Origin of the sequence: Bacillus salipaludis (assembly GCF_030938565.1) — a bacterium.
GTDB lineage: Bacteria > Bacillota > Bacilli > Bacillales > Cytobacillaceae > Neobacillus > Neobacillus salipaludis_A.
Window position 1 is genome coordinate 5858596 of record NZ_JAVGVR010000001.1, and the last position, 25513, is coordinate 5884108.

General features: G+C 36.1%; 18 protein-coding genes and 1 pseudogene. 3 read left to right on the top strand and 16 right to left on the bottom strand.

The features are described from left to right. The first annotated feature begins 168 nt into the window (after positions 1 to 168). On the top strand, positions 169 to 1179 hold the full coding sequence (locus RCG21_RS29220) for an LCP family protein (RefSeq protein ID WP_133333931.1): 1011 nt from the start codon (positions 169 to 171) through the stop codon (positions 1177 to 1179). A 321-nt stretch (positions 1180 to 1500) separates the two neighbouring features. Here RCG21_RS29220 and RCG21_RS29225 read toward each other — a convergent pair whose 3' ends face one another. From RCG21_RS29225 to RCG21_RS29235, 3 genes are all read right to left on the bottom strand, one after another. Further along, positions 1501 to 2553 carry a glycosyltransferase family 4 protein gene (locus tag RCG21_RS29225; RefSeq protein ID WP_133333930.1) on the bottom strand — a complete coding sequence of 351 codons (1053 nt, stop codon included), beginning with the start codon at positions 2551 to 2553 and terminating at the stop codon, positions 1501 to 1503. A gap of 194 nt (positions 2554 to 2747) precedes the next feature. Then, complete coding sequence (locus RCG21_RS29230; protein ID WP_308914048.1) at positions 2748 to 3854, bottom strand: glycosyltransferase; 1107 nt, start codon at positions 3852 to 3854, stop codon at positions 2748 to 2750. A 341-nt stretch (positions 3855 to 4195) separates the two neighbouring features. Beyond that, a complete protein-coding gene (locus tag RCG21_RS29235; protein WP_308914049.1) occupies positions 4196 to 4918 on the bottom strand; it encodes a WecB/TagA/CpsF family glycosyltransferase in 723 nt (240 codons plus the stop codon). 98 nt (positions 4919 to 5016) lie between these two features. Here RCG21_RS29235 and RCG21_RS29240 point away from each other — a divergent pair, with 98 nt between their 5' ends. After that, complete coding sequence (locus RCG21_RS29240; RefSeq protein ID WP_308914050.1) at positions 5017 to 5970, top strand: lipid II flippase MurJ; 954 nt, start codon at positions 5017 to 5019, stop codon at positions 5968 to 5970. Continuing rightward, on the top strand, positions 5970 to 6539 hold the full coding sequence (locus RCG21_RS29245) for a lipid II flippase MurJ (RefSeq protein ID WP_308914051.1): 570 nt from the start codon (positions 5970 to 5972) through the stop codon (positions 6537 to 6539). Before RCG21_RS29240 ends, RCG21_RS29245 begins: the two co-directional genes overlap by 1 nt. 35 nt (positions 6540 to 6574) lie before the next feature. On the opposite strand, the gene RCG21_RS29250 is transcribed toward RCG21_RS29245, so the two are convergent. From RCG21_RS29250 to galE (RCG21_RS29310), 13 genes and pseudogenes are all read right to left on the bottom strand, one after another. Next, positions 6575 to 7888: an O-antigen ligase family protein gene (locus tag RCG21_RS29250; RefSeq protein WP_308914052.1), complete on the bottom strand. Its 1314-nt coding sequence runs from the start codon at positions 7886 to 7888 to the stop codon at positions 6575 to 6577. A 110-nt stretch (positions 7889 to 7998) separates the two neighbouring features. Next, entirely contained in the window at positions 7999 to 8799 is an 801-nt protein-coding gene (gene tagH, locus RCG21_RS29255; protein WP_308914053.1) for a teichoic acids export ABC transporter ATP-binding subunit TagH, read from the bottom strand. Positions 8800 to 8817: 18 nt separating this feature from the next. Continuing rightward, positions 8818 to 9648 (bottom strand): ABC transporter permease, encoded by an 831-nt coding sequence (locus tag RCG21_RS29260; protein WP_308914054.1) that lies wholly within the window; start codon positions 9646 to 9648, stop codon positions 8818 to 8820. A 120-nt stretch (positions 9649 to 9768) separates the two neighbouring features. Then, positions 9769 to 10968, bottom strand: coding sequence for a CDP-glycerol glycerophosphotransferase family protein (locus RCG21_RS29265; RefSeq protein ID WP_308914055.1), 1200 nt, complete (start codon positions 10966 to 10968; stop codon positions 9769 to 9771). Next, a complete protein-coding gene (gene tagD / locus RCG21_RS29270) occupies positions 10961 to 11359 on the bottom strand; it encodes a glycerol-3-phosphate cytidylyltransferase (protein ID WP_133333922.1) in 399 nt (132 codons plus the stop codon). The genes RCG21_RS29265 and tagD overlap by 8 nt, the downstream gene beginning before the upstream one ends. 260 nt (positions 11360 to 11619) lie before the next feature. Then, a complete protein-coding gene (locus RCG21_RS29275) occupies positions 11620 to 11988 on the bottom strand; it encodes an SH3 domain-containing protein (RefSeq protein ID WP_308914056.1) in 369 nt (122 codons plus the stop codon). Between the two features lie 77 nt (positions 11989 to 12065). Next, positions 12066 to 14564, bottom strand: a complete 2499-nt coding sequence (locus RCG21_RS29280; RefSeq protein ID WP_308914057.1) for an SH3 domain-containing protein — start codon at positions 14562 to 14564, stop codon at positions 12066 to 12068. A gap of 228 nt (positions 14565 to 14792) precedes the next feature. Beyond that, a pseudogene (locus tag RCG21_RS29285) lies at positions 14793 to 15950 on the bottom strand (CDP-glycerol glycerophosphotransferase family protein); the annotation flags it as partial. Between the two features lie 133 nt (positions 15951 to 16083). Beyond that, complete coding sequence (gene galU, locus RCG21_RS29290; protein WP_308914058.1) at positions 16084 to 16968, bottom strand: UTP--glucose-1-phosphate uridylyltransferase GalU; 885 nt, start codon at positions 16966 to 16968, stop codon at positions 16084 to 16086. Positions 16969 to 17051: 83 nt separating this feature from the next. Then, a complete protein-coding gene (locus RCG21_RS29295) occupies positions 17052 to 20648 on the bottom strand; it encodes a CDP-glycerol glycerophosphotransferase family protein (protein ID WP_308914059.1) in 3597 nt (1198 codons plus the stop codon). A 303-nt stretch (positions 20649 to 20951) separates the two neighbouring features. Next, positions 20952 to 22316 (bottom strand): DUF6270 domain-containing protein, encoded by a 1365-nt coding sequence (locus RCG21_RS29300; protein ID WP_308914060.1) that lies wholly within the window; start codon positions 22314 to 22316, stop codon positions 20952 to 20954. A 300-nt stretch (positions 22317 to 22616) separates the two neighbouring features. Beyond that, positions 22617 to 23588 carry a UDP-glucose 4-epimerase GalE gene (gene galE, locus RCG21_RS29305; protein WP_308914061.1) on the bottom strand — a complete coding sequence of 324 codons (972 nt, stop codon included), beginning with the start codon at positions 23586 to 23588 and terminating at the stop codon, positions 22617 to 22619. Between the two features lie 454 nt (positions 23589 to 24042). Next, on the bottom strand, positions 24043 to 25053 hold the full coding sequence (gene galE / locus RCG21_RS29310) for a UDP-glucose 4-epimerase GalE (RefSeq protein WP_133333912.1): 1011 nt from the start codon (positions 25051 to 25053) through the stop codon (positions 24043 to 24045). Positions 25054 to 25513 lie beyond the last annotated feature (460 nt).

Sequence of the window (25513 nt, forward strand, 5' to 3'; positions counted from 1 at the left end):
GGCCTTTTTTTCATCTAAAGTACATCTTTTTACAAATTCCAACAATATACAACATTAAATTTACGATTTACAAAAAATTTCATTTTACCAATCTCCTAAAATATTATAGAATTAATCATGGTTCTGTATGTTTTCATACAGTATTTTACAATGAAAAGGAGATCATCTATGTCTGCAAATAGACAAGACCGTATAAATAAAAAATCTAAGAAGAAAAGAAAAAGACTTTTAGCCTGGATCTTATTACCTATATTAGTCATTGGACTGGGCGGTGCAGCTTATGCCACTTTCCTTTATAACAAAGCAGAATCGGTAATGAATAAATCATATAAGCCGATTGATCGGGAATCAAAACGTGTATTTAAAAATGTGCCAGTAGAAAACACTTCGATCCTTTTTATTGGAGTCGATGACAGCAGTAAACGGAAAGAAGGAAACCCTCGTTCGGATGCTTTGATGGTAGCAACTTTTAACAAAAAAGATAAATCCATTAAGCTACTAAGCATCCCGCGTGATTCTTATGTTTATATTCCAGAAAAGAATATCTACACAAAAATCACTCATGCACATGCCTATGGCGGGGTAAAGCTTACACTTGATACCGTTGAAGAATTACTTGATATGCCAATCAATTATTATGTAAAAATGAATTTCAATGCGTTTATGGATATCATTAATGCCCTAGGCGGAATTGATGTTAATGTTCCATATACCTTTACGGAACAAGATTCTCAGGATCATAAGGGTGCCATTACCTTACAAAAAGGAATGCAACATCTTAACGGGGAACAAGCATTGGCTCTAGCAAGAACAAGACATTATGACAGCGATATTTATCGTGGAAAACGACAACAGGAAATTATGAAGTCGATTCTCTCACAAGCAACTTCTGTTAAAAATGTAACCAGTTATTCAAAGGTAATCGATGCAGTTGGTAAAAATATGACAACGGATTTAACATTTGATCAAATGATATCGTTCCTAAACTATATTAAAGCAGGCGGTTTAGATACTGAGTCACTTACCTTAAAAGGTTCAGATTCACGGATTAGTGGGATTTATTATTATCGATTAGATCAAGCCTCATTAGATGAAACAAAGTTAATCTTGAAAAACCATCTATTAGGAAAAACTACTACGTCTTCAAGTGAAAGTGATTCGACTGGAACAAGTCAATAATAAAAAGACCCCGGCTGAAGAAATCAGCCGGGGTCTTTTCTCAGAAAAAAGTGCGCTTTATATTATTAAAGAAAATTCTTCTGTTTCCTCCTTGAAAAGTGTTTCCTATCAGCTCCTTTGGGGACAATATACTCTCCTTGACCATAAAAAGTGTCTCCTCTATCAGCTCTATTGGCGACAAAACCTTCTCTTGGTCCGTAAAAAGTGTCTCCTTAAGCTTCATTGGCGATAGACTATATCTCCTTTTTTATACTATGACTCCAATCAGATCGCACAAGATATAATCCAAAAATAAAAAGGACCCACTCAAAGGTCCTTTCATTATTGACGATTTCTTGCTAATACCTGGACAATTTTGAGTAAGGGTTTATAATTTGCATTGATTAAGCCAATGCTTTCAACAATCAATTCAATTGCCAACAAAATGATAATCAGCATTAAAATTGATCCCCATACTGTTGTCATCGTAAAGATCACTGCAGCTAAGCCGAACATCGCACTCATGGCATAAATCAACAATACCGTTTGTCGGTGAGTAAAGCCCAATTTAAGTAAGCAATGATGTAAATGGGATTTATCCGGAGCCGATAACGGATTTTTATTGTAAAGGCGACGCACAATTGCAAAGAATGTATCCGAAATGGGAACACCTAAAATAATGACAGGAACAACAAAGGAGATAAACGCTACGTTTTTAAAACCTAATAAGGAAAGAACGGCGATCATATACCCAAGGAAAAGAGCTCCTGTATCTCCCATGAAAATCTTCGCGGGATGAAAATTGAAAATAAGAAATCCTAATGTACTTGCTAATAATATAGCACCCATTGTCATAACGTACGGATCTCCCATGACAATCGCCATTGCGGAAATCGTGATTAATGCAATCGATGAAACACCAGCTGCTAAACCATCAAGTCCGTCAATCAGATTGATTGCATTGGTAACACCGACAATCCAAATGACGGTAATCGGTACGCTCATGGCACCAAAATATAAGTTCCCGCCGAATGGTAAGTTAATAAAATCAACATGGACACCGCCCCAATAAACAACAATGAGGGCTGCTGAAATTTGTAACAAAAACTTTATTTTTGCTGATAATTCATAAATATCGTCTAATATACCAGCAGCTAATATGATCACACTCCCAACCACAATGGCTGCGTGATACTGACTGTCTGGATGCATGAGGAGAAGCCCAAGAATGAAGCTTACATATATCGCCAAACCGCCCAATCGCGGCATAATCTTCAGGTGGACTTTTCGTTGGTTCGGGTTGTCTGTTGCTCCTACCTTAAAGGCCAATTTTTTAACAATCGGTGTGATAAGAATGGAGCATAAAAAACATAATAAAAAGGTCAAATAAAGCATAAAGACCCTCCTTATGAATATAATGCCCCTTTCTGAATTTTAGAACCAAGGCATATTTTTCTATTTGATACAACGTGTATATTATAGCACATAGATTTTAGTTTGGTCTAAAAAAATCATATTGTAAAAATAATGTCAAAAAACCAATTTTTTGAGCGATTTTTGTAACATAGGGTCCATAATGGATCCTTTTTTTATCCAAGATTTTTATATACAGTAAGGACGCTATTACGAAAATTTTCAATGGTGAATTGTGTGGAAGCATGGTTGTAAAGATTCAAACCAATTTCTCTTAGCTTACCCTTTTCACGGAAATGAATGGCTTCTTTTATTGCATGGAGCATTGGTTGTTTTTGATTAACCGGAACAATCCAGCCAAACTCTTTCGAAGGGATTAATTCACGAACACCGCCTACATCGGAGGTGATAATGGGTTTTTTAGCCCGAGCCGCCTCTAGCAAAACAAGTGGAAAGCTTTCACTAAAGGAAGCAAGTAATTTAACATCACAGATTTCGTATAAAGCATGAACATCCTGACGTTGGCCTAAAAAAAGAATATGGTTCTCAATTCCCAGCCGTGAAACAAGCTGTTTTAGTTCTGTTTCTAAGCTGCCTGTACCCACAACAAGCAATTTGACATTGTCATGCAGAAGGCTTAATTCCTTGATAACCTGAAACACTGTAGAATGTCCTTTTACCGGGCATAATCTAGCAACCATAATGATTAAGAAGTCATTGTCCACGAGGTTTAATTCAAAACGCGAGATCTTTTCTGTCCAAAAGGTTTTTTTAAAATCAATACCATTAAAAATGGGGGTAATTTTATTTTCATCAATACCTTCAGCGACTAATAAATTTTTGAATCGTTCGGAAATGGCTAAAAAATGATCTGGTTTTTTTAATGCCCATAAATGAAGTGCGGTAAACATCACACCTTGCAATCCCCGGCCAAGAAAGTCATGTCGTGGGTTGCTATGGAGAGTAGTGATCCAACGTAAGGCTTGCCTTTTTCTTTTTAAAAAGCATCCGTAAAAATTAGCCCGCGGTCCATGGGTGTGAACAATATCAATCATTTCTTGGTCAATTAACGATATGATTTTTTTTAGAAGCGTAAGATCCCATTTTGATTTTTGGTGAAAAAGTACAACTTTAATTCCTTTATCGATTGCTTTCTCGTACATAGGACCCTCTTCAAAAAGTCCTAAAATGTTTTCGGTTTCTTGATTGTTTTCAAGCAAATCAAGAATATGAACCATTCCCCCGCCGGTTTCCACCCCGGCATTTAAATGAAGCACCTTCACCCTTCTCACCTTCTGGTTCAATAAATTGACGACTTTTTTCGATAAAAAGTTTCATCTATTATTGTTTATTACCATAATGGCGGAAAATCATGTACGTTAGATTTATCCAATGGGGTAAAGGGCATTAAGGTTCGTTAAAATTCGGGCGTTTCAAAGAGGGTTTTTTACTATTGAGCCGAAAGAACAGTATGCTTTTCTTTGTTATCCTTTTGTCCTTCCAGAACCTTTGGTAGGACAGCTCCCTCGTCGGTCTAGCAGGTTTTGTCCTTCTAGCACCTTTGGTAGGGCCCTTTGTCAGCACTCATAATAAACTTAGTCGTAAAATGCATTCCCAGCCCCAATTACCTTTTCACCTTCAAAATCTCCACCAAAAACCTTGGTAAAGCAAGCATTCTTCTCCAACGGGATGGCTGTTTTGCGAGCCGGTAAAACCATTCCAGGTTTAACTTTTGCCAAACAACAGGGGCACGCTTAACCTCCCCTGCAAGGACATCAATGCTGCCGCCAACTCCCATAAAAATACCCTTTGAAAATGTCGCGTAATGAGATGAAATCCACTTTTCCTGCCGCGGAAAGCCTAATGCCACGAATACAATATCCGCATTGGCTGCTTTGATTTCGTCAGCAATCTTGTCCTCTTTCCCTTTAAAATACCCATTATGGGAGCCGGCCATCACTAAATGAGGATATTGCTCGCAGATATTAGCAACTGCCTTCTTATTCGTTTCCTCCTTGCCGCCCAATAGGTAAATACGCCATCGATTCTGATTCGCTAAATCCAAAAGCCGTACGGTTAAATCATAGCCTGTCACCCGTTCCTGAATCGGCGTATTCAAGATTTTAGCAGCTAAAATAATACCGGACCCATCCGGAACGATATAATCGGCCTCTTGGACGATTTTCCGATACTCATCGTTTTCTCTTGCATACATCACAATCTCTGGATTTGCAGTTACGACGAATGTTTTAATGCCCTTAGCAATTCGCTCAGAAAGCAATTCAACAACTTCATTAAATCCTTTATTTAAAAAATTTATTCCCAATATATTAACGTTATTTTTCATATGGAATCCTCATTCTTTCATATCCTTACATATATCCTGCTACAATATTGACCATAATGGCTAATGAACCATTTGGCAAGTCAAAGACGGTGACTTTTATGAAAATGATTAAATCAGTTGGAATTATAACGTTAGTCGCGATTGTCAGCAAGGTTCTCGGGTTCGGCCGCGACCTATTGATGGCAGCTTATTTTGGCGCATCCACTGTTACTGACGCCTTTTTTGTTGCCTCGATTATTCCTGTCCTGCTGTTTGCCGCCGTCGGAATGGCGATTACCAGCGGAATTGCACCGATTTATGCTGAAGCAAAGGAAAAAGGCAAGAGGGAAGCTAGCAACATCATTAGCGTCTTGGCAACACTGTTTATCACCTTGTCCGTTTTTCTAACGTTCGTATTTTATTTAGTGACACCCTTTATGACAAAAATGATTGCGCCAGGCTTTAGCATCCAACAAGCTGAACTTACCAACCAACTAACAATGATTATGCTGCCGAGCTTTTGTTTTTTTGTCCTATCGGCGATCATGACCGGGATCCTTGAATATGAAAAAGTCTTTGCACCACCAGCGTTTATTGCGATACCACAAAATTTATTTGTGATCATTACAATCATATTTTTAACCAAACAATATGGGATTTACGGTGTCGCGGTTGCAACGCTTCTTGGTGCGGTTAGTCAATTTTTCATTCTTTTTCCTTTTATAAAAAAATATCAAGTTTTTTACGTTAATTTCGCCTTTAAAACCTATCAGAAACAAATCTTTAATACACTTAAATTATTTTCACCTATTATCATTGCCTCTGGGGCCTATCAAATAAATGCAGTGGTAGACCGAATGGTTGCATCCCGGCTTCCGGAGGGCAGCGTTTCGTCATTAAATTACGCCAATAAATTAATGTACCTGCCCCTTAGTATTCTCCTATTATCCCTGATTACCGTGATCTTTCCGTCGGTTGTAGATTCGGCTGTTAAAAAGGGGGAGAGTTTGTACAGTGGGTATTCAAAGGAATTTCAATCATTACCTTTGCCGCAATTCCAATTGCTGTTGTGATGCTTGTCGAGAGCAAAATCCTAGTGGAACTGGCATTTAAGCGGGGGGCTTTTGATGATACAGCCGCAATGATGACAAAACAAGCTTTTTTCTTTTATACCTTTGGAATGATCTTTATGGCATTAAAGGAGTATTTGAACCGCTGTTTTGTCGCCTTAAAAGAAACAAAGGTGACGATGACATGCAGTATCCTTTCCGTTGCATTAAACATCGTTTTGAGCGTCATTTTGGCTCATTTTATTGGCGTTGGCGGGATTGCCCTGGCCACCGCGATTGCCATGCTTTTACAGACATTATTATTATTTTTCAGTCTTTCTAGGCATGTCCCAATTGAAAAAAATGAAAAGTTATCCTTTAGGAATAGCTTGGGGAAATTACTCATCCTTTTCGGAATTGTCTTTATAGTTTCGAGACTGTCAGCGTTTATTTTACCGGCAACACATCCAATTCTTCATCTAGGCATCGTAACAATAATTACATTTTCTATATTTACCGCCTTTGCGCTTATCCTAAAATCACAAGAAATTCTCGGCCTAATTGCCATTATTAAAAGGAGAAAACAAACATAAAGGGAACCCGCCGCCCTCCTAGGCAGGTTCCCTTACTATCTCCTATCTTCGGTCTGTTCCTTAAGATTCGTCATCAAAAAAGCCAGCAGCAGTGCTAAATAGATACTTACCCCTGGGGCGGTTAAAACATGTCCAGCGGTAAAAGCAATCCCTAATCCCAGAACGGCACCTGCCGCAATTAATACATTTCCTATCGTAAAGCTTTCCGGAAGATAACGCAGTGCGTACCGTACAGTTTGAACCAGTATCCAAGCAAGCGGGATAAAGTATAAAATAAACCCGAATATCCCCAACGAATAAAACACATCATAGAAGTCCATTTCAATCAGCTTTGGTTGTTGTGGATAATTTCCCCCATACCCCATTCCAAACAGTTTTTGCGTAATGGGAGCTTCGCTAAAGTATTGTTTCTGTACGGATAGGAAATGTTCCCTGCCGCTTAGCACCAAATTTTCCATTTGGACAACAGCGGTTCCTGTGTTTCCAGGAGTCTCTGATTTAGCCTCCTCCACAGCCTGCGATTGATTCGCTTCAACCAAATTCAAATGCATATTCATATTTCTAGCGATGGAGGAAAACGGAAAATAACAAGACGCTCCAGCGAAGAGTGCCATGAGCATAATTGGCCGTATCCAACCGGAACGATTTTTGACTAATCCAAACAGGGACATCAACAGAGCCAAAAGCAAGACGATGACGATTGCTCCAAAACCAACCTTGGTCCCTAAGGCAAACAATGAGTATATGACAAGCAACACCGAAATCCAAGCCCAATTTGTTTTTTGGAGAGCAGCCAACACCACTATTGGAAAACCCATTGCCATGATTGCTCCAATCTCATTTCCGGCATAAAACCAGCCGACATGGCCTTCCTTTCCCCATGAATAGCTGTTAAACGCGGTACAGGTTAGACCGGAAACTATCATGATTACTCCCATCAATGTCATTGCAATTACAATAACATCAATCGCCTTATGCCTTCGGATTCCTCCTTCCCGACTAAAAAGAACAAAAGAAAAGAGTAGTGCCACATTAAAATAAACAAGTTTGACTATGTATTTAACTTCAACTGAAACCGAAAAGATGGGCTTCATGTGCTGATTGATGAGTAAATGAATAATGAAGAATCCAGCCATCAACAGGAAGTAATTTCTCACTCCTTTCGAATAAAACATTGCATACAAACCCATAAATACAAGAAAAGTCAAACGAATCAATAATCCCGTGGTAAAATCCTGTCCCCGGAGCCGAAGTGATAACGATGTTAAGAGATCAAGGATGGGCTGTAAAACGATATAAATAAGAGTAATAGTCATAACAATTGAAGTCTTCGAAGGATTGATTTTCAACCGCCCCCTTTTGCTAGAAGTATTACTTTTAATATTTACATTTTGAAAAAGAAAAAACCTAAAACGGAAGCTAATCCCAGCTAACCATTTTAGGCTTTATGAAATATTTTTTATACTGTTGCCAAGCCGCTTTGTTTTCGCATGACTTCTTCGCGGAATTTCTTTTGTTCTTCTTTTGTCATCTTTTTGTACTTTTTCAGGAATTTTTCGTATTCAGGAATGACTTCTCCTACAGGGCCAACTGCCTTGATTTCTCCATACTCAAGCCAAACTGCCTTATCGCAAAATTCTTTGATTTGTCCCATTGAGTGACTTACAAAGAAAATCGTCTTACCTCGGTCTTTAAACTCAAACATTTTGTTTTTTGACTTTTCGGCAAATGCCTGGTCTCCAACAGATAATGCCTCATCCACAATCAAAATATCAGGATCAACCGTTACAGAAATAGAGAACCCAAGCCGGGACTTCATACCACTTGAATACTTTTTAACCGGTTGATCAATAAACTTTCCGAGATCAGCAAAATCAATAATATCTTGTTCCATTCCTTGAATTTCCTTTTTTTTAAATCCAAGCATCAAACATTTTAATTCAATATTTTCCCGGCCAGTTAATTGATTATCAAGGCCAGATTGGATAGCTATGATAGAGGTTTTCCCTTCGACTTGAACTGTACCAGATGTGGGCGGTACAACGCCTGCAATTATATTCGAAAGAGTAGACTTACCAGAACCGTTTACACCAACTAGACCAATGACATCTCCTCTATTCGCATTTAAAGAGATGTTCTGCAGGGCATAAAAATCTTCGCCATATCCCCCTGGTAAAATAACATCTAGGATTTTCTGTTTAGAGGATGTATGCATTTTATATTTTTTATATAAATTTTTGACAATAACCGTTTCAGCCATAAGAAAATCAACTCCAGTTTACAAATAATCAATAAATCGGTTTCTAAATTTTAAATGAAGAGCAGAACCAATCATAAAAAATACAAGAGTTATTACCCAGAAATACAATGTATATTGAGGATTTTCCCACGCATACCAAGACGTACCTAATAAAGATGCCCTGTACCCTTCAACAAGGTAGTTAAATGGATTTAACTTTATAAGAAAGCTAAAATCCGTTCCATTGATAATAAATTTATTAATATGCCATAAGAAAGGCGTGACATATAATAACATTTTAAGGATAGAATGCACTAGTTGATATACATCCCTCACAATAGTCGAAAGTGTTGAGGTAATTAGTGCAATTGTTAACAAAAAGATTAAGGTTGATAACATAAAATAAGGAAGCTGGATAAAATAGAGCGAAATTTTAAACCGGGTAAATTGCAATATAATTGTTACCACTGCTACAAGCATCAAGTGAGTATAAAAATTTGCCATAATTACATATGATGGGATAACGCTCATCGGAAAATTCATTTTTGCAATTATATGAATCCGTGAAAAAATTGATTTTGAAGAATTGGAAATAGCCGGATTTACAAAAAACCAAAGGATCATACCCGTAACCATCCAAATAAAAAAAGGTACATGCACTCCATTCTCCATTGTTACTTCCTGGCCTTTTCGAATTCCTATGCCAAAAATAAACCAATAGATGCCAAGTTGAATCATCGGATTAATAAGTTCCCATAGTCTGCCTAAATAATTGTTGGTATTCGCACTTTTCAATTCAAAAGCAGAAAGTCTAAAGATGAGATATAAGGAACTAAATTGTTCCTTTATGACTGTAATCATTGACTTCATTAAGATTGTCCTTCCTTTAACTATTAATAACCTTGTTCATTATACATTAATTTCCCCAAATGGGCATTATAAAAACACATAGCTTCGAGCAATAATTGGACTCGAAGCTGGTTTTTATTTTTATTGTGCTCTTCGTTGTTGAATTTGCGCATCTTTTTCTTCAAATAAAAAACGAACCAAATTCTGACTTGAGCGGCCATTGGAATATTTGTTCCATTTTTCAGCATAATGGTCAACAACTTTTTGATCGAAGCGGTTATTTTGAACCAAATCAATGATCGAATCTGTGTCATTTACAATCGGACCAGGAAGATTTTCTTCAAGCCCGTTTAAAACACCGCGGTCCTTTTTGTATTCTTCTAAATCGTAAGCGAAAAAGATAATGGGTTTTCGTAATAAGGAAAATTCAAATGGGATCGAAGAATAGTCTGTAATCAAATAATCAGCCACCGCAAGTAACTCATTGATATCATATTGACTGGAGGAGAAATCAACGACAAAATCTGAGTGTAATTTAGAGAAATCAACCGAGTTTTTAATTGCTGGATGTAACCGTAACGCTAAAATGTACTCATTTCCAAGTTCTTTGCCCATTTTTTCTACGTTTAGCTGAAGCGAGAAATTCTCTAGCTCATGGTCACGATAGGTTGGTGCATAAAGAATCACCTTTTTATCCTTTAAAACACTATGCGTACGAGTAAGCTTTTGTATTGCCTTTTGCTTCTCTTTTTCGTTAAAAAAGAAATCCGTTCTTGGAACCCCTGTTGTTAAGATGTTTTCTTTTTTTAAATTGAAGGATTTCATAAAAGTAACTGCCATAACATCAGAACCGACAACGACTTTATCAAATTGCTGATAAACCTGTAAAAAACGTTGTTTTGCTCGTTTACTTCTGTTTTTAACAGACCCATCCTCAAGGCCAAATTTTTTAATCGCACCAGATGCATGCCATAGCTGAATACAAGTAACCTCTTCCTTAAATTTTACAGACGCAAGAAAGCCAAAATAGTTATCTATAAAAATATGTCGGGATGTCGCTAAATGATAAACAGACTTACACCATTGCAAAAAATTGTAGGTTTCAAATGGAACACGGGCAACATCATTATAGCCCTTAAATCGGGCGATACTTTTACCTTTACACAAGAAAACTACTTCATTTTGAATATTTTGGCGACGCATTTCCTCAAAGACATATTGGCTGTTATCACCAAAGCTGATAACAAAGGTGGTTTTGTCTTTAAGCGGCAACAGATTGAAAACTGAAAATACACACTTAAAGACAAACAAATAAAAAGAAATGGCTAGTTCCCTAACCATTTTTCACCATGTTTAAATCGTTTTTTATTTGTGAAGTAGAAATACCAATGGTTCTTGGTAAGTATATTACTTCACAATAGTCTTTAAGGAAATCAAATTTGCCCTTCCAATCGTCGCCCATGACGAAGATATCAACATTATGCTTAATAACGTCTTTAATTTTTTGATCCCAGTTGTTTTCAGGAATCACTTCATCAACAAAACGAATCGATTCTAAAATTAATTTTCTATTCTCATAGCTGTGGTATGCTTGTTTATTTTTACCTTTGTTAAATTCATCTGTTGACAGGCCCACAATTAAATGATCACCTAAATCTTTTGCACGGCTCAATAAATTAATGTGTCCGAAGTGTAGTAAATCGAAAGTTCCGTATGTTAGTACCTTTTTCATTTATGTTACCTCCTATGAAAGAGTTATTTATCTATCAAAAAACTTCAATCATTTACAATAAAAACAACTTAAATTTACATAAAATTAACTTACCAACTCATTATAAGACTATCAATCTTAAATTTCAATGCATATCCATTATGTTCCACTAAAATACCAAAATAGAAGGAATCCCTATATAATCAAAAAGCTGACCACATCAATATATGATGCATGTCAGCTTTTTGATTATTTTAGTTCTTGTAAGATATAGGCTTTACTCATCCAGCCAGTTTTTCCATTGGATAATTTAACTTTGAACCATTTCTTTGAGCTGTCCGTGATAATTTTTTTTCGTCATCCAATAATAATTGAACGTATTGGTTTAGATAAAGGTTTCCAATAATCCCCTCGGATGTGGAAGGACCTGAACGTACATTCAGTGATGATACGGTCACTCTGCCCAAATTCAGTACAGAAATATAGTCCTTATATACTGTAAAACGAATATTATCAAGCCAAAACTGATTATTATTTACCAGCACTTTTACTCGATAAGTATTTGCTTTTTCGATCATGGTGAAAATATTACCCTTTTTAATCACACTGGATAAATCCTTTTTGGCAATGACTTGAATGTTAGCCGGCAATACCCCATGTTTTTCACTACACTTCCTTGTAACATTCCATAAGTCTATTTTTTTATATAAACTGCAAGACTTTCATTTTATTTAAAATCTTTCGTATAAAGATAACTCGCACTAACCCAGCCAGTTGTGCCACTAGCTAACACCACTTGATACCATCCCTTGGAAGAATCCATTGATAAGGTGCCATCCTTTTTCAAAACGATTTGCACAAAATCATTCAAGGATAAAGATGCAATTGGTGTATTGTTCGTCGACGCATCTGGACGGACATTTAATTTTACTGCAGTTACTCGGCCTAAATTTTGAACGGAAAGATAATCTGTATAAGAACTAAATTTAACATCATTCGTCCAATATTCCTCGCCATCTACCATAACTTTTAACCAGTAATCATTTGTTTTTTCCAGGACATTAAACGATGTACCTTTAGTAATTGTTTTTACAGCATCATTCATTCCTTTTTTACTATCTAGGACAAGGTTGCTGTTTGCGACCGCGAAAATATTAGCAGGGAAAATGTCACTACCTGCTGGGACGGCCGGTCTTGTTGGAAAAGAAGTATCTACACTTGCTTTTGTATAAAAAGTTTTATCGTAATGGAGGATATTTTCCATATGCTGAGCAACGGCTTTACCCCAGTTAGGATCGCTGGCATAGTAAAAGTTCATGCCTTTACTTGCTTCATCAATCCTGGTATTCGATAAGGTTTTCGTGCTAAAACCAAGATAGGCCCCATTATACTTCCAATTCGACGGATTTAAATAAGTAGCCTTAATTTCACGGGCAATATAGTCAATGCATAAATCAACATTTGCAAAACGATAAGCAGACATATATGGTGCTGCATCATAAGCCCCAAAGCCAAATAGGTTATTTTTCGCTATCGAAATAGGTGATGTCCCAAAAGCACTTTCATGAATCGCATGAGCGGCCAAGTATAAAGCATTTACCCCATACTTTTTACCAGTGTCAATAAATACTTTCCCTTTCCCATGAAGAATGCTTGTCATACCCGTGTTTTTTTCGTAGCTCGCTATATAGTTGTCAATCTGACTTGGTACTACAGTAGATTGTGTTCTCAAGTCAATGAATTGGTAACCATCTCGATTTTCCATTGGATCACCTGTAATTACTTGTTGAAGATATTTGCCATAAACGTATCCTGTTTTTTCATCGTATGAAACCTTATACCAGTCATCAGAAGTTTTGCTTGCCGGGACAACAATTGTTCCCTTTGGAATAACCCCGAGGCTCTTTGACACTGTGTCATTAGACTCCCTAAGATTTAACCCCGCCAAAACCATATAGGTTGCCTTGGCAATTGGTACTTCACTTGGCTCTTCTTTTGCAGGCGGAAGGTCTTCAGCCTTTTGTATGTAGTTTCCCAAAATATAACCGGTCATCCCGTTATAGGTAACTTTATACCAACCATTAGATGTTTTTGCGATAAGAGAAAGCTTTGCACCTTTTGGAATAGAAGATAACAGATCAGAAGCATCATCAGGTTTGACTCGTAAAACTACATCTGTCAATGCAAGATAATCCCCAGCTTCATCCAGCTTTTCTTCGGATGGTAAGCTGTACTTTGTAAAATCCTTTGAATAAACAAAGCCGGATTTTCCGTTAAAATTTACTGCAAACCAATCCCCAATTTGTTTACTGGTGGAAATAACCGTACCATTTGGAATTTGCGCTACTTTTGAAAAAGCCTTTCCAACCGAAGTATAAAGGTACGTCTCTTTATTGGACTGATAATTTGCGGCCTCTAAAGATTGTACCGAGACTAAATAAACATCCTTACTGTTCAGGTAAAGCGTCTTTCCATTAAAGGAAACCTTATACCAAGTTTCACCAATACTATTAATGACTTTACTAGTAATATAAAAGCCATTCCCTGCGGCAAGGCTGTAAAGTGCTTTTTTCTTAGTATCTGCACTTGGATAAAGGCTTACAGTCTTTGTTGTAAAATAATAAGCACCAGTTATATTTGACGTTTTGTAATATTCTTTTAAGTATGTACCACTGACCCAGCCGGTAACTTTTACCGTTTTTCCGTTAGAAGTATATGTATAAACTACCTTATACCAGGTTCCATCTCTTTCTGTACTTGTGACGGCTTTCCCCTTAGGAATCGTACGTAAGACTTTATATTTCGTCCCTGCTCCCGAACGAAGGTTAAGGCTTGATGTTGTTTGATATGTCGTTTGTTTAAACTTGACTGTAGTCGTGTTCGTAACTGTAGTGGGAGCAACTTTCTTAAGATAAGATCCGCTTACCCAACCAATTTTCGTGACCTTTTTCCCTTTTGAGGTATATTGATACGAAACCTTAAACCAATTGCCTGTTTGTTCAGAAGCAGTAACAGTTTTAGATTTTGGGATTGTTGTCACAACCTTATTTTTCGGACCAGGCCCTGTCCTTAAGTTTAAATTCGCAGTTGTTTGATAGCTTATATTTGCTAGTTTCAATGTACTAGCGGCTTCCACATTACTCAAATTATTCAGGGATAATGGTGCCACAGTTCCACTAAGTACTATACTTGTAGATAAAAGAGCAATTTTTCCTAGATTCTTCATATTGCTACACCCCTATATATTTTTCAGCCTTTTAATCCTAAATCTTCTATTAAACAGCAATTTTCTACAATACTACTATTATCGCTTATTCATAGCTGGTTTTAAATAGGATTTTGGAAAAACTTGTTCGAAAGTGAAAAATCAGGTTGTAACACTCAATATTTTCCTAACCAGTACTATTCACCCAATAAAAAAAGCCATCAAACAAGTTCGATGGCAAAAATCATTTTAGTTATTTTGCAAAATCACTTCTTTTACAACTCTTTCTGCAGCATGTCCGTCCTCTAAGTAACAGAATCGTTGATAAAACTCATTAAATTTTTCAGTTAACATTGCATCATTCTCAATATTTTTAATTTCTTCGATTAGTTCTTCTGTTGTTTCAACAAGCGGGCCTGGAGCTTTTTTCTCAAAGTCAAAGTAAAAACCTCTAATATCGTCTTTATATTCATCCAAATCATACGTAAAGAAAATCATCGGCCGCTTTAAGTTTGCATAATCAAAAAAGACAGATGAATAATCGGTGATAAGTAGGTCACTAATCAAATAAAGTTCCCGAATATCTTCATGCTTGGAGAAATCATAAGCAAACCCCTTATAAGCATCCAGGTTAAAGTTTTCAGCAACTAAATAATGCATACGTAGAATAACGATATATTCATTTCCTAACTCTTCTTTAAATTTATCCAAATCCAAATGTAAATCTAATTTATATTTTCCAACTTGATAGTATTGATTATCCCGCCAAGTCGGTGCATAAAGAATAATTTTTTTGTCTTCTGGAAGATGGTGTTCCTTCTTAAATTCACTTGCAATATCGTCACGATTTGGAAAATAAAAAATATCATTTCTTGGGTAACCGGACTCTATGACCTCTTTTTCAAATTTAAAGGCACGTTTGAAAATTTCCGTTGAATAACGATTGGGCGAAACTAAATAATCCCAATTTCGCGATTCATTATAAAAATTTTGTTTGTATTTCTCTGTGGTTGTTCCGGGCATTAAAACTTCTTTCATATCATGAGCTAGTTTTTTTAAAGGTGTACCATGCCATGTTTGTAAATAGATCGTGTTTCTAGGTTTGGGAATCCATAATGGCATTCGACTATTTGTCACCCAGAACCTCGCCCTCGCCATTAAAAACAGCCATTTAATCGAAAAGCGTTTGGCATATGGAATCCCCTTATCAATGAATCCCTTTTGAAACCGAGGGTCTACACTCCAAACCAATTTATATTCTGGATGATGTTTATGTAGATACTCGTAAATGGCCCGTGGATTATCACTATACTGTTTTCCAAGAAAGCTTTCAAAGATGATCAGATTTTTCTTTCGCGGGAAAATTGATACCAATTGAAATAAACTTTTGTAAGCAATTTTGGTAATGGGTAATTTTTTCAAAGAAAAGGACAAATAAACCACTCTCCTTCCCGCTTACAAGATATTTTATTACTTTCATTTCATTAACATTATGTAAAATAAGGCTGCTGCAAAAAAGTCAGCAGCCTTTCCGTTAAAATTATTTATTTACGAGCCCAACTTTATTAGTAAAGTCCACTAAATATTTTATTAACTCTTCTTTTAGTTCATCTGACTTCAATGCAATTTCTATTGTGGTTTTGATAAAACCTAACTTTTCTCCCACATCATATCGAGTTCCTTCAAAGTCATACGCAAATACTTTTTGGAACTGATTTAATCTTTGAATCGCATCCGTTAATTGGATTTCTCCGCCTGATCCTGTTTCTTGATTTTCAAGAAGTTCAAATATTTCAGGAGTTAAAACATATCTTCCCATAATCGCTACATTGGAAGGAGCTTCTTCAACGCGTGGTTTTTCTACAAAGTTTCTCACTTCATAAACACGGCCATCCTGGCTAATCGGATCAATAATACCATATCGATTTGTTTCTTCTTTTGGCACTTGCTGAACCCCAATAATAGAAGAACCCACTTGATCGTAAAGATTCATTAATTGTTTTAAGCAAGGAACCTCGGCTTGTACAATATCATCCCCTAATAATACAGCAAAGGGTTCATTTCCAATAAACTTTCTAGCACACCAGATAGCATGTCCAAGACCTTTTGGAGCCTTTTGTCTAATATAATGGATGTCTACCTTCGATGATTCACGCACTTGCTCTAATAGATCAAACTTTTCTTTTCTGGCTAAATTTTCTTCAAGTTCAAAGGCACTATCAAAGTGATCCTCGATCGCTCTTTTCCCTTTACCGGTGACAATGATAATATCTTCAATCCCCGATTCAATAGCTTCTTCGACGATATATTGAATGGTTGGTTTATCCACAATTGGAAGCATTTCTTTTGGCATTGCCTTTGTAGCAGGTAAAAATCGTGTTCCCAAACCAGCAGCAGGGATAATAGCCTTCTTTACTTTACTCATTTTGCATTCCTCCTAGTTTTCCTTTTTGTAAAAACTAAACGAGATGGGGTAATCGTTCTTCTCACAAATTGGTTCATGTATGATTATTCAAACACCTTATAGAAAGTATCCATGGCTTTTTTATTGTATTCTTCAGGGAAGAACGGGTCAGGCAGAACTTTCAACTCATTTTTCGCCAATTGCTCTAAGCCGTTAGCCAGACCTTCCACACTATTTTCCACTAATAAGCCATATCTACCTTGCTCGAGTACGGTTCGATTAGCGACGATATCAGTGGCAATAATTTTCATACCAAGGGTCATTGCTTCTAATAATACCATCGGTTGTCCCTCGTAATGGGAAGAAAGAACAAAGCAATCACATTTTTTCATTAATTTAAATGGGTTATCTAATTGTCCTACGAGATATACAGAGTCTTCTAATTGAAGCTGATCAATTAATTTTTCCAAATCATTTCGTAATGGACCTTCGCCTAAAATGTAAAGCTTAGCGTTTTTAAAGCCTTTATGGAATTCGCTAAATGCTTTAATCAGGTTATCCTGGGCTTTTTCTGGTGACAATCTGCCCATATTAATGAAATTATAGTTTTCTTTTGTTGGTTCTGGAATAAATCCTCTAGCTGTTTTGATTCCTAGCGTCTCCTTAACATGTAAAGCTCGCTTCTTTATCCAGCCAATTGATTCATCTTCATAAATGAAATGACAGTAAACCCCATCCTGGCTTTTTGCTTCTATGTCAACCGTTACAGTTTTACCATCATATTGTTGAAAATCCTTTACCTCCTCGCGATTTTCAACAGAGGTTAATACGACATCTTCGGATGATCGTTTAATTTCAGCAACATATTTGACGGCTGTTTCTGAAATTACAACAGGTTTATCAATAAGTGTAAATGCATTTACATCCAGCCAGCCGATTTGTTTTCCATCAATCGAAAATTGATAAAACGTTCCTTTTGCTGTTCGATTGCTTTTTGTCACAAAGGCTATTGCACCAGACAATTCGCTGGCATCCATAACCTTTTTATATCCAACATTTGGGTACGGTTTGTTCCAAACCACAAAATCAGCTGGATTAGAAATCGTTGCAAGTGAATTCAAAGATTTTTCCTCTAAGGTTCTATTTTCTAATTGCTCAATAAATTCTTTATAATTCCGGTGGTTCGACCATTTACGAAAAGACCTCTCGGAGCTTGAACTATCATTCATGTCATATTCGGTAACGTTGGCCAGTGCCGAAGAATCAATCCAGCCAATCACAACACCGTTGATTGAAAATCTGCTGTAGAAGCCATGCTGTGTTCTTGCCTCTAAATCCACATCAACCAAAATTCCTTTATAGTCTTTACTTGCAGATACCTTTTCAATTCCTTCCGTCATATAGGGTTGATTCCAAATATGATTCCGGCGGACATGTTTAATAATTGCCGTTTTATTCACCTTGTTCTCAGTTATAATACTGTCAGGAAGAAGTTCAAAGCACTCCTGATCCATCCATCCGACAATACGATCCCCGAAGGTAAATTTATAATAAACATTCGTATCTGTACGTGCTTCACGGATAATGTTTACCTCTTGATTTACGAAATTTCCGGCTGGATCCATCTTTTGGGCACCTTTAAGCATAGGAGGACGGTTCCAGATAAAATGATCTTTCGGATTATTGATTATAGCGCGGCCCTTAAAGGTTACATTACTCTCAAGTGTGTCATCATCCTCCAAATTCTCTGAAGCTTGGTCGTGTTGGTCTTCATTACCTTCATTACTTAAGGTTAAAATCTTTTGCGGGTTAATAGAGTTCATAATGAAGTCAAATTTCGATTCATCCGCATATTCAATTAAGTTCTTTTTATTCAATTCCATCGTTCCTACCGACACACTTACAAGCTTATCAAACTGATTATAAACGGAAAACAACCCTCTTAAATTAATCCGGTGCGGCCTCTTCCCATTAATCGTTCTCTCGCTGTCGGATAAAATATCATTGTGCATATAACAGATTTTTTTCTTCGCATCAGAAACAAGGATATACTTGGCCCAAAACAAACTGTAACCGCTAAAGTCAATCGCGTAATCAAAATTTGAGCGGCCAAAGTAGCGTTTAAACTCTCTTCGATAAGCCTCTTCCGGATACGCTTTTTTCGTTAAAGAAGTATGTGCACCACGATTATGCACTAACTTATCCCGGTATTTTTCAAAAAGGCCGTAGTCAGGCAGTCCATGCCGGAAAAGGAATCTAGCTTTTTTATTCACCTTCGAAATATTATTCAAAACCTCTTTTGAATTTGGAGATTTGGTAAAAATACTAACATCATACTGATCAAAGTCGATATTATCCATTAAATTGATAAAAGAAGAGGTAATCCCATTATTCGCCATACCCCCAGGATAAATAAGAATCTTCTTTTTCTTCGTATCTAAATTCTTGATGACCTTTAAAGGAGTATTCTTCTTCATAAAAATATACTCCACAATTCTTTTTGTCACATTTCCATCATCATGGTTCGTAAACCTTTTTTGATTCTGTTTGTATACATCCTTATACTTGTCGCTTGTTTGTCCAATATTTTGAATCGTTTGAGCCACTCCCTGGATGGTAAACAGTGTCGGCCCCGGTAATTCTTCATCGGATAGATAGCGGCCCCTTTGCTGATTATAATCATCATAGTCCCAGACATAGAATAAAATCGGCTTATTGGTCACTAAATAATCGAAGAAGATACTTGAGTAATCGGTTATTAAAATGTCAACAGTGCTTAACAGTTCATTTGTATCCACAAAATCCGGAATTAAGATATCCTTAACCTCAGTAAACTTTCGAGCCTGTCCATATAAAAACGGGTGTACCTTGATTAAGATATTGTACTCTTTACCTACCTGCTGCTTTAAATAGTTCATATCAGCTATGATTTGATACATGTCATTTTTTGCACTTGAGACATTCTTCCCCTTCCATGTAGGTGCATAGAGAATCGTCTGCTTCTGCTGATCAATATTTAAGTCCAATCTGGATAATTGAGATTGGAAGGCACTTGCATCGGTATGATAGGTAAGGTCGATTCTTGGATAGCCTTCTTCAATGATTTCTCCACTGTACAAACCATCAAGCTTATAACTATCGATAAACATATCTGTTGTATGCTCATTCGGACTCAACAAGTAATCGGCACTAAGAAAGTTCCGCACAACATTCTGTGAATGGGCAGGGTTTCCTGGGATGTCAAATCCCATGTTCTTAAGCGGTGTTCCATGCCAAGTATTGATATACACTTGTTCCTTTTTAGGGATGAAAAAAGACTGGAATGTAGAATTATTAATTAAATATTTGCTTGTGGCCAAAGATTTGAGGTACTCTTCAGAATTGCGTTTGACAAAGGTTACATTTTCCCGATCTTTATATTGGCTGATAACACTGTCTAAATCCTCAAAGCTGTCTACAGACCAAATATGTTTATAATCTTTATATTCTGGGTTACTTAAAAGATATTTAAAGATTGCATAAGGGCTATCTGTTAAACTCTTCCCATCTCTGCTCTCGTAAAGAACCGTATTGTTAATCACATCTAAATCTTCATAAAAGCGGGTATATTGTGTTGTTCTACGATGGTTTGTTTTTTTGAAGTAATTATAAATCGGTTCTATAATAAACTTGATTTTTCTCTTTATAATCTTTCTATTCATCAAATTAACAGCTCCCTTAAAAATTGCTGAAAATAAAAAAAACACTGTGATGATTTATTAAATTTTCCCTTAGTACCTTCTAATTTAACCCATTTCAACTAATGAAATGCAGATTGTTTCTCTTTGACTGTCACAGTTTTTTAACAGAGACGATTATAACACACATTTTTTCTACACACTACAAAAATGTCGGCATTGTCATTTTTTAAACATATTAGTAAAACTGGTGCATTAAAAAATAAATATTTGAATTTATCCATACAAAAAAAACCAGGCATAACCTGGTTTTTTCACTTTCGTTTTCTATCCATTTGAAGCGTACTTAAAAGAAGGGATCCATTCTGTTGCTTGTTCTCCTTTTTCAAGCTTAATATTTCTCCAGGACAAATTTCCGTTTCTGATTAAATAAGGTGCTACCTTTAGAAATTTACCTTTACTAGGCTTAAAGGTATAGGAACATCTAAACCACTTATTCTCTGCCAGGTTTTCTATATCCTCAAATTTTATATTTTTATACCAGACACAATCCTTTTGCAATACTTTCTCAACTTTATTAAATGTCCTTAATGAAAAAACAACTTTAAGACTGTCGACTTGTTCCAAATTATGAATTTTCAAATCAAAAGAAACGGTAAATGTTTCATTTCCTTTGGCATTAATTTCAATCGGATGTGACCAAACCTGTCGATTCGAGTCTTTTTTATGCCCCTGACAATTAATGGATAATATATGGGAAGAAGGACAATCCCTTTCAGGCTTTTCAATTTTAAAATCATCCTGCCAATAAGACCAAAAGGAATTCCCCATATTAAAAGTAGAATTTCTAATAAGGTTATTCTTCGGCAAATCGGTAACATACACTGATTTTTCTTTTTGTTTTGCATTATATAAATCATCTAAGATGATGCTAATCAATTTGGATGTAAAATCTTCATAAAAATCATTGGTATAATGCACATAAAAATAATCCCATTTATGTTCTTCATATGAGTAATACTCTTTATCATATTCAATAAATTCAACATCATAATGGTCTTCGAAATATTGATAAAATTCATCTAGCCACTGATTGATTTGGTCCACATCAATTTTTTTATACTTTCCGGTTTCGCTGATCCTTATTAACTCCCCGCCATTTTTAGGAATATAAAAATCAGTAAAATGGACTTTATTAACGATAATTTTTATAGAAGGAAATTCTTTCTCCATGATTCTCATAAACTCATCAATGGAATTTCTCCATACTCTAATGAATTCCTCATAATTCTTGTTAATTTTTATGGTATCCTTTAAATCAAGTGTATGGAAAAGCGGAGATTCCTTAAACAGCCAGGTCTTATCCGTTATACAACTGTTGCCAACTTTTCTAATACCAAAATAAACATCTGCATAAAAATCAAGTATCAAGTAGTCAGGTTCCTGGATTTTTAAAGAATCCCAAACACCTTTGGTTAATTCCGTTATTAAAATTTGCTTATTAAAATCTGTAATATTCCCATCCAAATTTTTAGGAATAAAAGGAACTGGGTCTGATACAAGTGAAAGCATCGACATATGATTTTGAGTCAATACACATTGGTAATAATCTTTATAATTCTCTATGAATTCGGAATTAAAGCCGTCTCTGCTAACACAACTTCCAATGACAGCAATTTTAATCTTACTCACATCATCACTCTCCCTTTGTTTCCTTCTTCTATATCAAGCAAGCTATATTTTATTAATATTGAGTTCTCATTCTTCCCAAATGGCAATGATTCATTCCTAAATAATTATATTATAATATGAATAGAACCCTCACTTCTATGGTCGAAATTACCATTCAATAAAACCAAACTAAAGCATCATCACTAAAAATAGTCCATTCTCCTTACAAATTGGTATATTTAAATACCTTTTCCAAAAATCTTTTATGAAATCAAAAACAAATAGGGTCTCCCAAAATAATTTTTGGGGGACCCTTTCATATTAATATCGCTGGGTTTGATGCCATTTCCAGGCATCTGCAATTATTTTCTTTAAATCCCGTTCGGCTTTCCATCCAAGTTCAGAGAAAATTTTCTGGGAAGAAGCGACTAGTCTTGCCGGATCTCCTGCCCTGCGATCGGCCATTTCAACATTGGCTTTTACTCCAGTTACATTTTCACAGGTTCCAATAACCTCATTTACTGAATAGCCTAGGCCGTTACCTAAATTATAAATCTCTGCTGATTTCTTTTCAGTTAACAATGCTTGGAGTGCAAGAATATGAGCACTTGCTAAATCAGTGACATGAATGTAATCACGAATGCAAGTACCGTCCTTCGTATCATAATCAGAACCAAAAACGGAAATTTTATCGCGCTGTCCTAATAGATGCTGAAGGATAATTGGAATCAAATGTGTTTCCGGATCATGGCTTTCACCAATAACAGCTGATTCGTGTGCGCCAGCAGCGTTAAAATATCGAAGAACAATGTATTGGAAGCCGTAAGCTTTAGCAAAATCCGCTAAAATTTGTTCAATCATTAATTTGGAATGGCCGTAAGGATTGATCGGTTTTGTTTGGGTTGACTCGTGAATAATCTCTACATTCGGTATTCCATAAGTGGCGGCGGTGGAAGAGAAGATAAATTTATTAACGTTAGTTTCCTTCATCACTTTTAGCAATGTTAAAGTGGACGCCACGTTATTTTGATAGTATTTTAAGGGATCTACAACGGATTCGCCCACAAGGCTATTGGCAGCAAAATGCATGACCGCTTGGATTGGATAGTTTGAAAAAACCTTTTGTAAGTCCTGCTCATTACCGAGGTCTCCTTCTACAAAAATAGCCCGTTGATCAACCGCTTCACGATGGCCTGTAGAAAGATTATCAAGGACCACAACCTCTTCTTTTTCAACTAATTCCTTTACAAGATGACTGCCAATGTAACCTGCTCCTCCTACAACAAGAATCATTATTATTTTCACTTCCTTAGAATTTCATTGAATATTATTCATCTCTTAATAATGGCTCTTTTACTATTTACCATATTAGAGTATATACTTCAAGTGGTCCATTTCGTTTTAAAACTTTTTATTCCCCAAAAAATTCATCACAATATGATGTTTCGGATTATAAATCTGTAAGGTGTACCCCTTTTTTCGCAGATAATCAATAATGATAGGCAGTTGCTGGGCCATTCCTCTTGAATCGTGGAAAAGCCCCAGCCTTTTAATAGTCTCTTTACACTATAATTTATCAAAAATATCCATATATTAGTATAGTTTGCTCAGAATCAATACGAAGGTGGACAAAAACGGCAGTAAAAAAGGGCGCCCCAAAACAATTAATTTGGAACACCCTAATTTTGATTTAGTTGTATTAATTTAACTTAATTAATAATCATCTATTCTAAAGATGAATAAAGCATCATTCATACCCATTCGGATTTTTCGATTGCCAATTCCACGTATCTCGACACATTTCTTTTAAGTCTTTTTCTGCTGCCCAACCAAGTACTTTTTCTGCTTTTTCAGGATTGGCATAACAAACCCCAATATCTCCTGGACGTCGTTCAACTATTGAATATGGAATCTCTTGGGCAGTAACTTCTTTAAAAGTATTCACGATATCTAGAACACTGTATCCGGTCCCTGTACCTAAATTGAAGGTTTCGATTCCTTCATTGTGATCTAAGTATTGTAGAGCCTTCAAATGACCCTTTACAAGATCAACCACATGGATATAATCTCTGACCCCTGTGCCATCGTGCGTTTCATAATCATTACCGAATACGGAAAGCCTTTCTCTTTTTCCTACTGCAACCTGTGAAATATATGGCATTAAATTATTCGGAATCCCACTTGGGTTTTCTCCAATTCTACCGCTCTCATGTGCACCGATCGGGTTAAAGTAACGCAATAAAGCAATTCTCCAGGTAGAATCAGAAACATTTAAATCCCTTAGAATCTCTTCGATCATTAATTTAGTCCGTCCATATGGGTTGGTTGCATTCAAACGAGCAGATTCATCGATTGGTACACTCTCTGGGTCCCCATAGACTGTGGCTGAAGAGCTAAAAACTAGTTTCTTCACATTATGTTTGGCCATTGTTTCACATAAATTAATTGTGCCGACTATATTATTATTGTAATACTTTAATGGAATTTCGACTGATTCTCCAACAGCCTTTAACCCAGCAAAATGCATAACTGCATCAAAATTGTACTGGCTAAATAGACGATCTAGAGCATCGCGATCCAAAATGTCAACTTCACAAAAAGGAAAATCTCTTCCTGTCAGTTCTTTAATACGATTGATTGATTCCCTTTGACTGTTTGACAAATTGTCCAGAATTACAATATCGTATCCATTTTCCAAAAGTTCAACAGCAGCGTGACTTCCTATATATCCCGCTCCTCCAGTAACTAAAATCGTCATAAAAAACACCTCACTATAAAAAATAACGACCCTCAAAATTAAATATTCATAAAAAGGATCCATTTATCCATTAAATTCAAATTACTATTATAATTTTAACCTTTATAGATTTAGTATAGCAATTATCTTTTTCATTTACCTGAATTTTACTAACAAAAAAACAAAGAAATGCGCAATGGACACCCTTTGCTTATCTGTACAGGTAGGACGTGTAACTCAATCCATTATAAGTATAATAAACCTTTATAATACTATTATAGGTAAAGTTCGTGACTGACTTTTTCGGATAAAAGTAAAAGGTTTCACTTTATCTCTCCAGCTTACATCATTCGAGTCACCTATTATTTTAGCACTATTTTCCACGTAAGTCACACTAGTATTCTCATAATTATTACAATTAAGGTGAATTATTCTCAAAAGAATGCCCTCTAAAAATCGAGGGCATTCTCTTTTAAGCTAT

What these genes read in the sequence shown, in the direction of transcription:
- RCG21_RS29220 (WP_133333931.1), top strand. Translation starts at nt 169, where the DNA reads ATGTCTGCAAATAGACAAGACCGTATAAATAAAAAATCTAAGAAGAAA.
- RCG21_RS29225 (WP_133333930.1), bottom strand. Translation starts at nt 2,553, where the DNA reads ATGCTTTATTTGACCTTTTTATTATGTTTTTTATGCTCCATTCTTATC.
- RCG21_RS29235 (WP_308914049.1), bottom strand. Translation starts at nt 4,918, where the DNA reads ATGAAAAATAACGTTAATATATTGGGAATAAATTTTTTAAATAAAGGA.
- RCG21_RS29240 (WP_308914050.1), top strand. Translation starts at nt 5,017, where the DNA reads ATGAAAATGATTAAATCAGTTGGAATTATAACGTTAGTCGCGATTGTC.
- RCG21_RS29245 (WP_308914051.1), top strand. Translation starts at nt 5,970, where the DNA reads ATGCTTGTCGAGAGCAAAATCCTAGTGGAACTGGCATTTAAGCGGGGG.
- tagH (WP_308914053.1), bottom strand. Translation starts at nt 8,799, where the DNA reads ATGGCTGAAACGGTTATTGTCAAAAATTTATATAAAAAATATAAAATG.
- RCG21_RS29260 (WP_308914054.1), bottom strand. Translation starts at nt 9,648, where the DNA reads ATGAAGTCAATGATTACAGTCATAAAGGAACAATTTAGTTCCTTATAT.
- RCG21_RS29265 (WP_308914055.1), bottom strand. Translation starts at nt 10,968, where the DNA reads ATGGTTAGGGAACTAGCCATTTCTTTTTATTTGTTTGTCTTTAAGTGT.
- tagD (WP_133333922.1), bottom strand. Translation starts at nt 11,359, where the DNA reads ATGAAAAAGGTACTAACATACGGAACTTTCGATTTACTACACTTCGGA.
- RCG21_RS29280 (WP_308914057.1), bottom strand. Translation starts at nt 14,564, where the DNA reads ATGAAGAATCTAGGAAAAATTGCTCTTTTATCTACAAGTATAGTACTT.
- galU (WP_308914058.1), bottom strand. Translation starts at nt 16,968, where the DNA reads ATGAGTAAAGTAAAGAAGGCTATTATCCCTGCTGCTGGTTTGGGAACA.
- RCG21_RS29295 (WP_308914059.1), bottom strand. Translation starts at nt 20,648, where the DNA reads ATGAATAGAAAGATTATAAAGAGAAAAATCAAGTTTATTATAGAACCG.
- galE (WP_308914061.1), bottom strand. Translation starts at nt 23,588, where the DNA reads ATGATTCTTGTTGTAGGAGGAGCAGGTTACATTGGCAGTCATCTTGTA.
- galE (WP_133333912.1), bottom strand. Translation starts at nt 25,053, where the DNA reads ATGACGATTTTAGTTACTGGAGGAGCGGGATATATAGGAAGTCACGCT.